Origin of the sequence: Edwardsiella ictaluri ATCC 33202 (assembly GCF_000264785.1) — a bacterium.
In the GTDB taxonomy this organism is placed as follows: Bacteria; Pseudomonadota; Gammaproteobacteria; order Enterobacterales; family Enterobacteriaceae; genus Edwardsiella; species Edwardsiella ictaluri.
The window spans coordinates 101634-111757 of sequence record NZ_AFJI01000018.1; the positions used below are offsets into that span (position 1 = coordinate 101634).

The 10124-nt window shown below is 57.5% G+C and carries 10 protein-coding genes; 9 read left to right on the forward strand and 1 reads right to left on the reverse strand.

Translation table 11 applies throughout. The features are described from left to right. The first annotated feature begins 115 nt into the window (after positions 1-115). Together tatD and hemB are read left to right on the forward strand one after the other, a co-directional pair. On the forward strand, positions 116-898 hold the full coding sequence (gene tatD / locus EIEH_RS02125; protein ID WP_015869617.1) for a 3'-5' ssDNA/RNA exonuclease TatD: 783 nt from the start codon (positions 116-118) through the stop codon (positions 896-898). A gap of 16 nt (positions 899-914) precedes the next feature. After that, entirely contained in the window at positions 915-1937 is a 1023-nt protein-coding gene (gene hemB / locus EIEH_RS02130; RefSeq protein WP_015869618.1) for a porphobilinogen synthase, read from the forward strand. Positions 1938-2007: 70 nt separating this feature from the next. On the opposite strand, the gene rfaH is transcribed toward hemB, so the two are convergent. Next, a complete protein-coding gene (rfaH, locus tag EIEH_RS02135; RefSeq protein ID WP_015869619.1) occupies positions 2008-2499 on the reverse strand; it encodes a transcription/translation regulatory transformer protein RfaH in 492 nt (163 codons plus the stop codon). A 249-nt stretch (positions 2500-2748) separates the two neighbouring features. Between rfaH and pepE the strand changes: the two genes are divergently transcribed. From pepE to hemG, 7 genes are all read left to right on the forward strand, one after another. Continuing rightward, complete coding sequence (gene pepE, locus EIEH_RS02140; protein WP_015869620.1) at positions 2749-3474, forward strand: dipeptidase PepE; 726 nt, start codon at positions 2749-2751, stop codon at positions 3472-3474. Between the two features lie 118 nt (positions 3475-3592). Beyond that, on the forward strand, positions 3593-5080 hold the full coding sequence (ubiD, locus tag EIEH_RS02145) for a 4-hydroxy-3-polyprenylbenzoate decarboxylase (protein ID WP_015869621.1): 1488 nt from the start codon (positions 3593-3595) through the stop codon (positions 5078-5080). A gap of 38 nt (positions 5081-5118) precedes the next feature. Then, positions 5119-5820 carry an NAD(P)H-flavin reductase gene (gene fre / locus EIEH_RS02150; RefSeq protein WP_015869622.1) on the forward strand — a complete coding sequence of 234 codons (702 nt, stop codon included), beginning with the start codon at positions 5119-5121 and terminating at the stop codon, positions 5818-5820. 142 nt (positions 5821-5962) lie between these two features. After that, positions 5963-7294: a Xaa-Pro dipeptidase gene (pepQ, locus tag EIEH_RS02155; RefSeq protein ID WP_015869623.1), complete on the forward strand. Its 1332-nt coding sequence runs from the start codon at positions 5963-5965 to the stop codon at positions 7292-7294. Next, positions 7294-7908, forward strand: a complete 615-nt coding sequence (locus EIEH_RS02160; protein WP_015869624.1) for an IMPACT family protein — start codon at positions 7294-7296, stop codon at positions 7906-7908. The genes pepQ and EIEH_RS02160 overlap by 1 nt, the downstream gene beginning before the upstream one ends. 52 nt (positions 7909-7960) lie before the next feature. After that, a complete protein-coding gene (gene trkH, locus EIEH_RS02165; RefSeq protein ID WP_015869625.1) occupies positions 7961-9412 on the forward strand; it encodes a Trk system potassium transporter TrkH in 1452 nt (483 codons plus the stop codon). Between the two features lie 17 nt (positions 9413-9429). After that, the gene (hemG, locus tag EIEH_RS02170) at positions 9430-9978 is read left to right on the forward strand and encodes a menaquinone-dependent protoporphyrinogen IX dehydrogenase (protein ID WP_015869626.1); all 549 of its coding nucleotides are present in this window, start codon (positions 9430-9432) and stop codon (positions 9976-9978) included. Positions 9979-10124: the final 146 nt, after the last annotated feature.

Below are 10124 nucleotides of genomic sequence, written 5' to 3' on the forward strand. Positions count from 1 at the left end.
GATGTAAGCGATGGCTCATCCCGATACCGATGCGCAGCTATGCTGCCGGGATGAGCTATCGTGGATGCCACCTCTGTGACAGAGTGACGATCTTAGCACCAAGAGGAGTAGACCGATGCTGGATATTGGTGTCAATCTAACCAACAGCCAGTTTGCCGGTGATGTGCCACAGGTGATTGCCCGGGCGCGTCAGGCGGGATTAAATGGTATGATAATTACGGGTACCAACCTGACGGAAAGCGCGCAGGCCCTGTGTCTGGCGCAGGCATACCCTGACTTTTGCTGGGCAACGGCCGGAGTGCATCCCCACGATGCCCATCGCTGGAATGAAAACAGCACCGCCGCTCTTGAGCCACTGCTGCACTCGCCGACGGTCGTTGCCGTCGGCGAGTGCGGCTTGGATTTTGCCCGGAACTTCTCGACGCCGGCGCAGCAGGAGGCGGCCTTTGAGGCGCAGTTAACGCTGGCGGCCCGGATCGGGAAACCCGTATTCCTGCACTGCCGAGAGGCCCACGCGCGGTTTATCGCGCTATTGCGCCCCTGGCTGAGCAGCCTTCCTGGCGCCGTACTGCACTGTTTTACCGGTACCCGCGACGAGCTGGATGCATGCCTGTCGCTGGGGCTGTATATTGGCATTACCGGCTGGATCTGCGATGAACGGCGAGGCATGCCCCAGCGGGCGCTGTTGCCGCATATTCCCGCTGAACGATTGCTGCTGGAGACGGATGCCCCTTATTTATTGCCGCGCAATATACAACCCAAACCGAAGTCGCGGCGTAATGAACCCTGCTTTTTGCCCCACATCGCGGAGCAGGTGGCCCGCTGGCGTCAACAGGATGCCAGCTGGCTGAGGCAGGTGACTGAAAACAATGCCCGCCAACTGTTTAGGCTGGCATAAAGTAGAGGAGATTACCGTGAGCTATGCATTTCCAGGCGCCTTCCCGGGGCGTCGCCTGCGCCGTCTGCGCCGGCATGATTTTAGTCGCCGTCTGTGTGCCGAAAACGTGCTGACGGTTGACGATCTGATCTATCCGGTGTTCGTCATGGAGGGGAACAACCATCAGGAGGCGGTATCCTCCATGCCGGGAGTTCAGCGCATGACCATTGATGTCCTGGTTCGGGAAGCGGAGGCCATCGCTAAACTGGGCGTGCCGGTGCTGTCCCTGTTTCCGGTGGTAGGTACGGATAAAAAATCCCTGTATGCCGAAGAGGCGTACAGCAGCGATGGCCTGGTGCAGCGAGCGGTACGGGCCTTGAAGGATGCGGTGCCTGAGCTTGGTATCTTAACCGATGTCGCGTTGGATCCGTATACGACCCACGGTCAGGATGGCGTGATCGATGAGGATGGCTACGTTGTTAACGATATCACTAAAGAGATCCTGGTGCGTCAGGCCTTATCCCATGCTGAGGCCGGTGCCGATATCGTGGCACCGAGCGATATGATGGATGGCCGGATTGGTGCTATCCGCAGCATGCTGGAGGATCAAAAACTGGTCAACACCCAGATCATGGCTTACTCCGCGAAGTATGCCTCCTGCTACTATGGTCCGTTCCGCGATGCGCTGGGCTCCTCTGGGAACCTGAAGGGCGGCAACAAGAAAACCTATCAGATGGATCCGGCCAACGGTGATGAGGCGTTGCAGGAGGTGGCTCAGGATCTGCAGGAGGGGGCCGATATGGTGATGGTTAAGCCGGGTATGCCGTATCTGGACGTATTACGCCGGGTGAAAGACACCTTTGGCGTGCCGACCTTTGCCTATCAGGTCTCCGGTGAGTATGCCATGCATATGGCCGCGATCCAGAACGGTTGGCTGCAGGAGAAGCCGGCGATCATGGAGTCCCTGATTTGCTTCAAGCGTGCGGGCGCCGATGGCGTGCTGACCTATTTTGCCAAGCGTGTGGCGCAGTGGCTGCATGATGCGGAGATGAATCGCTGAGTCTTTCTGACGGTGATAAAGTAAAAAGCCCGCGGCAGCGGGCTTTTTGCTGCGTATAAATCCGGTCGACTCAAAGGATCTTTTCAAACGCGCTGTTACTCAGCGTATGGCTCACTTCTTGATTCAGCAGGCTAAGCAGTAAAATGGCGCGTTTTTCCCCGTCGCTTTCACGATAAATAGCTTCTATGCCGTTGAAGGCACCCTGGGTAATGCGTACCCGATCCCCGGGGATTGGCGTTTGCGGAGCGATCGCCGTTAGCGCTGGCGTCATCATCAGCGGCTTGACGATGCTAAACGGCACGATGGCGGGTAGCTTGCCAAAGCGGATAAAGTGGCTAACGCCGCGGGTTGACTGTACCGTGGTGGTATGGATCCGCTCAGGATCCAGCTCAATAAACATGTAGTTGGGGAACATGGGTTCTTGCACCTGCGTGCGTTTGCCCCGTACGACCTTTTCCAGGGTGATCATGGGGATAACACAGGGGATCTCCTGACGCGTCAGGTGCTCACGAGCCCGCGTTAACTGACCCCGTTTGCAATACAATAAATACCAGGATTCCATACGTTCATACTCCTATTATCCCGCGCAGCCTATCATATCCACGGTTCCCCACAGAAGCGAGCTACGTCGGCATATGTGCATTTGCTCACCAACCGCGTGTTTTGGCCCGCCTTTTTACCAAGGGCTGGCACAAGATCACATCAATAAGCCGGATGTTTAGTTATAAAGGCCGGGAAAAATGACGCGTATCGCCGATGGGTGCCATCGGGTGGCATTCGGCGGCGGCTACGCACAACCTCGGGGGAGATGATGGAGTTATTTTTACTGAGTAATGGCAAAGTATCCGGTGAGTCTGAGCTGCTGGGCTATGCCAAAGGGATGATCCAGTCGATGCTGCTGGAGAAGAAGATCCGCCGGGCTCTGCTTATCCCATATGCCCTGATCCGCAGCAGCTATGATGCCCGTGCCGCTGAGCTGGAGCATTCGCTGGGAATTACCGTGGAGAGCATTCATCACCACGCCGATCCGGTCAAGGCGCTGGAGGAAGCGGAGTGTATCCTGATCAGCGGCGGTAATACCTGGGTGCTGAACCAGATGCTGCATGAGAATGGGCTGATCGTGCCGATCCAGCGTGCGGTGCGTGAGCGCGGTATTCCCTATATTGGCTGGAGCGCCGGCTGTAACGTGGCTACGCCAAGCATCCGTACTACGAATGATATGCCGGTGCGTAACAGCGTGGTATTGCCATCGCTGGGACTGTTTCCGGTGCAGATTAACCCGCACTATATCGATGCCCATCTCAGCGGACATATGGGGGAAACGCGCGATGAGCGTATTGCCGAATTCTGCGCCGTGAACCCCAGCGAGTCCGTAATCGCCCTGCGCGAAGGCAGCCTGCTGCACGTCAGCGGTGAAACCCTGCAGTATTACAGCGCCAAAGCGCAGGGCTACAAGGTCTTTCGCCACGGCGAGGAGACACGCGAGTACCATGATACGCAGGCTTTAGCCGCGCTGGTGCCGTTCCACTGTCGTTAAACGGGCGCCGCGAGCGACGCATTTCTTGCCGTATGAGTTACTCGATTGTAACAAAAGTACAGCAAGTCGGGTGAAGAACGCTTATAATGAGCTCTTCACCCGAATCGATAAGAATGCTATGAAATACCGTGACTTGCGTGAATTCATTGCCTTGCTTGAACAGCGGGGTGAATTAAAGCGTATCCAACAGTCCATCGATCCCTATCTGGAAATGACCGAGATTGCCGATCGCACTCTGCGCGTCGGCGGCCCGGCGCTGCTGTTCGAAAATCCCAAAGGCTACGATATTCCGGTGCTGTGTAACCTGTTTGGTACGCCACAGCGGGTGGCTCTGGGCATGGGGCAGGAGGAGGTTGGTGCGCTGCGTGATGTCGGTAAGCTGCTGGCCTTTCTGAAGGAGCCGGATCCGCCGAAAGGGTTTCGCGACCTGGTGGAGAAGCTGCCGCAGTTTAAGCAGATCTTAAATATGCCGACCAAGCGCCTGTCCAAGGCGCCCTGTCAGGAGCAGGTACTTCAGGGCGACGATGTCGACCTGGCCACGCTGCCGGTGATGCACTGTTGGCCGCAGGATGTTGCCCCGCTGGTCTCCTGGGGGTTAACGGTGACCCGAGGCCCCTGTAAGTCGCGTCAAAACCTAGGGATCTATCGTCAGCAGGTACTGGGTAAAAATAAGCTCATCATGCGTTGGCTGTCCCATCGCGGCGGCGCGCTCGATTTTCAGGATTGGTGCCAGGCGCATCCTGGTGAGCGCTTTCCTGTGGCGGTGGCGCTCGGCGCCGATCCGGCCACGCTGCTCGCGGCGGTTACGCCGGTGCCGGACTCGCTGTCCGAATACGCCTTCGCCGGGCTGCTGCGTGGTCATAAAAGCGAGGTCGTCAAATGCCTGTCCTGCGATTTAGAGGTTCCGGCCAGCGCCGAGATCGTCCTGGAAGGCTACATTGAACCGGGGGAGACGGCGCCAGAGGGCCCCTATGGCGACCATACCGGATACTATAATGAGGTGGAGCGCTTCCCGGTATTCACCGTGACTCACCTGACGCAGCGCGATCGGCCGATTTATCATTCGACCTATACCGGCCGCCCTCCCGATGAGCCAGCGGTGCTGGGGCTGGCGCTGAATGAGGTGTTCGTCCCTCTGCTGCAAAAGCAGTTTCCGGAGATCGTGGACTTTTATCTACCGCCTGAGGGGTGCTCCTACCGTATGGCGGTGGTGACGATGAAGAAGCAGTATCCGGGACACGCCAAGCGGGTGATGATGGGGGTGTGGTCATTTCTGCGTCAATTTATGTACACCAAGTTTGTGATTGTCTGTGACGATGATATCAATGCCCGTGATTGGCAGGATGTGATCTGGGCGCTGACGACGCGAATGGACCCCGCGCGTGATACGCTGTTGATCGAGAATACCCCGATAGACTATCTGGACTTTGCCTCGCCGGTGTCCGGCCTGGGCTCGAAGATGGGGCTGGATGCGACGAACAAGTGGCCGGGAGAAACCCAGCGGGAGTGGGGGCATCCCATCGTGATGGATGAAGCCGTACGCGCGCGGGTAGATACCCTGTGGAATGAATTGGACATTTTTGCTAACGACAAGGATGCGCAGTGAGCCTGAGCGCTGCGCTAATGACCCAATAGAGTAATCACATGACAACGTTGAGCTGTAAAGTTACTTCAGTAGATGCCATCACGGATACCGTGTACCGCGTACGTCTGGTACCGGAGCGTGCCGTCGATTTTCGCGCCGGTCAATACCTGATGGTCGTGATGGATGAGCGGGATAAGCGCCCGTTCTCTATGGCATCCACGCCGCTGCAGAGCGATTGCATTGAACTGCACATCGGTGCTTCGGAGCTTAATCTCTACGCCATGGCCGTCATGGATCGCATCCTGCAGGATCGCACGCTGTGCGTCGATATGCCTCATGGCGATGCCTGGCTGCGCGAAGATAGCCTGCGCCCGCTGGTGCTGATCGCCGGCGGCACCGGTTTCTCCTATACCCGCTCGATTCTGCTGATGGCGCTGTCTCAGCAGCCGCAGCGGGAGATCTCTCTCTATTGGGGCGGACGCGAGCTGAAGCATCTGTATGATCTCAATGAGCTGTATGCGCTGAGTGCGCGCTATCCCCAGCTGAAGATAATCCCGACCGTAGAGCAACCGGATGCCGATTGGCAAGGGCGGAGCGGTACGGTGATCAGCGCCGTGATGCAGGACTTTGGCTCATTGGCCCAGCACGATATCTATATCGCCGGACGTTTCGAGATGGCTAAGATTGCCCGGGAGCGCTTCTGTGCCGAGCGTGAGGCCAATCCAGAGCATATTTACGGCGATGCCTTTGCCTTTATCTGATGCGCGGGGCGCGGCGCCGTATCGTATGCATGAGGACGGCGCCGCGGCACTTAGCCCCATGACCGCCTTACCGCCAAGGGGGAGTTTTGTGCAATACCCTGTGCTAAGATGACGCCAATCGACGTCTGTAAAGGGTAATGACATGGACACTCTGGCCTCACTCTATACGAAGCACCTCGCTACGCTGCAGCAGCGCGCGCGTACCATTCTGGAACGCCATCAGCTGGATGGACTGCTGATTCACTCCGGTGAACCCATCGCGCGTTTCTTGGACGATCAGGACTACCCTTTCAAGATCAACCCGTATTTTAAAGCCTGGGTGCCGGTGACCCAGGTACCGAACTGCTGGCTGTGGATCGATGGCGTCAACAAGCCCAAGCTGTGGTTTTACTCTCCCCTGGATTATTGGCACAGCGTTTCGCCGCTGCCGCAGGCATTTTGGACCGAGCAGGTAGAGATGACGGCGCAGCGTCATGCCGATGATATCGCTGCCCTGCTGCCCGCCGCGCGCGGCAACGTCGCCTATATCGGGCCGAACGCTGAGCGGGCGCGCAGCCTTGGCATCGACGAGGCGCATCAGAACCCGCAGGCCGTGCTGAATTTCCTGCACTATCACCGCGCGTACAAGAGCGAGTATGAGCAGGCCTGTATGCGCGAGGCGCAGAAAATCGCCGTGGATGGCCACCAGGCCGCGTTGGAGGCATTCCGCGCAGGAATGAGCGAGTTTGATATCAACCTCGCCTATCTGAGCGCGACCGGGCAGGGAGAGAATGACGTACCGTACGACAATATCATCGCCCTGAACCGGCATGCCGCGGTGCTGCACTATACGCACCTGGAGCGGCGTGCACCGTCTGAGATGCACAGTTTTCTGATCGATGCGGGGGCGGAGTTTCATGGCTATGCTGCCGACTTAACGCGTACCTATGCGGCAAACGGACAGAGCGACTTTGCCGCGCTGGTAGCAGAGGTGAACCAGGCTCAGCAGGCGTTAATTGCCACGCTGCAGACCGGCGTGCGTTATACCGACTACAATTTACAGTTCCATCAGCGTTTGGCTGCGATCCTGCGTCATCATCATATTCTGACCGGTATCAGCGATGAGGCGGCCGTCGCCCAGGGGCTGACCACGCCGTTCCTGCCGCATGGGCTGGGGCACCCGCTTGGTCTGCAGGTGCATGATGTAGCAGGTTTTATGCAGGACGAGCTGGGGACGCAGATGGCGGCGCCGGATCGGTATCCCTATTTGCGCTGTACCCGAATCATGGAGCCGGGCATGGTAATGACCATTGAACCAGGCCTCTATTTTATCGATACGTTGCTCGCGCCTTGGCTCGAGGGTGAGTTTGGCCAGCACTTTAACCGTGGCCGTATTGACGCCCTGCGCCCCTATGGCGGCATTCGCATTGAGGATAATGTGATCTTCCATGCGCACGGCGTAGAAAATATGACGCGCGATCTGCATCTCGCCTGATGCCGCATCCGTACCCCGTTCCCGCGCAGCCCGTCAGCGTCTGTGAGGAGATCAAGAAAAGCCGCTTCATTACGCTGCTGGCTCACACGCCGGGGGTTGACGCGGCGAAGGCGTTCGTTCAGGAGACCCGACGGGCACACCCTGATGCACGCCATCACTGCTGGGCCTTCGTGGCCGGTGCGCCGGAGGATACCCAACGGCTGGGTTTTTCAGATGACGGTGAACCCTCCGGCACGGCGGGGAAACCCATGCTGGCTCAGCTGATGGGCAGCGGCGTAGGCGAGGTGTGTGCGGTCGTCGTGCGTTACTACGGCGGGATCAAGTTGGGCACCGGCGGATTGGTCAGGGCCTACGGCAGCGGAGTTCAGCAGGCGTTGCAGGCGCTGGTCCGTCGGCAAAAGGTGCCGATGGCAGCGTATACGCTGTGCTGTGACTATGCCCAACTGACGCTGGTGGAGGGGATTGTGGCGCAGGCGGGCGGTAGCGTGCTTGACAGCGCGTTTTCTGCTCAGGTGATGCTGCGGCTGAGCCTGCCACTTGGCCGTCAGGACGATGTGGATGAAAAATTGCGCAACGCCAGTCGTGGAACATTGCAATTACAGGCGACTTCGTAATAATCCGCGCTCTCCCGTTATTTAGTGCTTATTGAGCAAGGAATGTGTCCGGATGCATTTTCGCGCCATCATTCGAATCGTCGGCCTGCTGGTCATCCTGTTTTCCGGCACCATGTTTGTCCCCGGACTGGTGGCGCTGATCTACCGCGATGGCGCCGGGCGTGCGTTTGTCGAAACGTTTTTTGTCGCCCTCGGCATCGGTATGCTGCTGTGGTGGCCCCAGCGTAAACAGAAGCATGAGCTGAAGCCGCGCGAGGGGTTTCTGATCGTCGTGCTGTTTTGGACCGTGCTGGGCAGCGTTGGTGCGCTACCGTTTCTGTTTTCAGAACGTCCGAATCTTAGCGTCACAGATGCGTTTTTCGAGTCGTTTTCCGGCTTGACCACGACCGGCGCCACAACGCTGGTCGGGCTAGACGCGCTGCCTAAGGCGATACTGTTCTATCGGCAGATGCTACAGTGGCTCGGCGGTATGGGGATCATTGTGCTGGCAGTGGCCATTCTGCCCATTCTTGGCGTCGGTGGCCTGCAGCTATACCGGGCCGAGATGCCGGGCCCTCTTAAAGACAACAAGATGCGCCCGCGTATTGCCGAAACGGCCAAAACGCTGTGGCTTATCTATGTCATGCTGACCATCGCCTGTGCCATCGCCCTGTGGGGGGCGGGAATGGATGTGTTTGACGCGATTTCGCACAGTTTTTCGACGATTGCCATCGGCGGGTTTTCAACCCATGACGCCAGCATCGGCTATTTCAACAGTCCGACCATTAACACCATCATCGCCGTTTTTCTGCTGATTTCCGGGTGTAACTTTAGCCTGCACTTTGCCTTTCTCAGTGGGCGCAGTCCCCGGGTGTATTGGCGCGATCCGGAGTTCAGGATGTTCATCGCCGTGCAGCTGACGCTGGTCAGCGTCTGTACGCTGGTCCTGTGGCTGCATAATGTATACGCCAGCGGATGGCAAACGTTCAATCAGGCCTTTTTCCAGGTGGTCTCGATGGCGACTACCGCCGGTTTCACCACCGACAGCATTGCCAAATGGCCGCTGTTTTTACCCGTGCTGCTGCTGTGCTCTGCGTTTATCGGGGGCTGCGCTGGCTCTACCGGCGGTGGGCTTAAGGTGATCCGTATTCTGCTGCTGTTCCTACAGGGGTCACGTGAGCTCAAGCGGCTGGTGCACCCCAATGCGGTATATACCATCAAGCTGGGAAATCGCGCCCTGCCGGAGCGGATTCTGGAGGCCGTCTGGGGATTCTTTTCAGCCTATGCGCTAGTGTTTATCATCAGCATGCTGGCGATCATTGCGACCGGAGTCGACGATTTCTCTGCCTTTGCGGCGGTGGTCGCAACCTTAAATAACCTTGGCCCCGGGCTGGGGGTCGTGGCGGATAACTTCACCTCAATGAATGATGTCGCTAAATGGATCTTGGTGGTGACCATGCTGTTTGGCCGTCTGGAGGTGTTTACATTATTGGTGCTGTTTACGCCAACTTTTTGGCGCAACTGACGGAATAGGGATCAACGATGAAAACGTTAGTGCTGTATTCGAGCCACGATGGACAAACTAAAGCGATCGCTACCGCGATTGCGACGGCGATATCTGAGACGTTGGACTGTGAGCTGCGGGATTTAGAACAGGCGGGCGATATTGACCTGAACGCCTACCAGGCGGTGGCGATTGGCGCTGCGGTGCGCTATGGTCACTTTCCCCGCGCGCTGCACCGCTTTGCCAGTGACCATACCCCGCGGCTGAATACGATGCCGAGTGCATTTTTTGCCATTAACCTGACGGCGCGCAAGCCAGAGAAGCGAACCCCGCAGACGAACGGCTATACGCGTAAGTTTTTGCTGTCGACGCCATGGAAACCCGCCCAGTGCGTGGTATTTGCCGGCGCGCTGCGCTATCCGCGTTATAGCTGGCTGGATCGCACCATGATTAAGATGATTATGAAGATGACCGGCGGTGAGACCGATACGACAAAAGAGGTCGAGTACACGGACTGGCAACAGGTCGATCGTTTTGCCCGTGATTTTGCTCGCTTCGTGAGCACGTTAGCTAAAAAAACTCCATAAAACCTGGGTTTTGTTGAAAAAAAAAACGAACGATATAAATTTTAAAATTAAGACTTGTCACGTCGCGAGAAGTCCCTATAATGCGCCTCCACTGACCGGGAACAACGGCCGATACGTCGCCCAGCCAGTCGGAGAAAGCAAGAAAA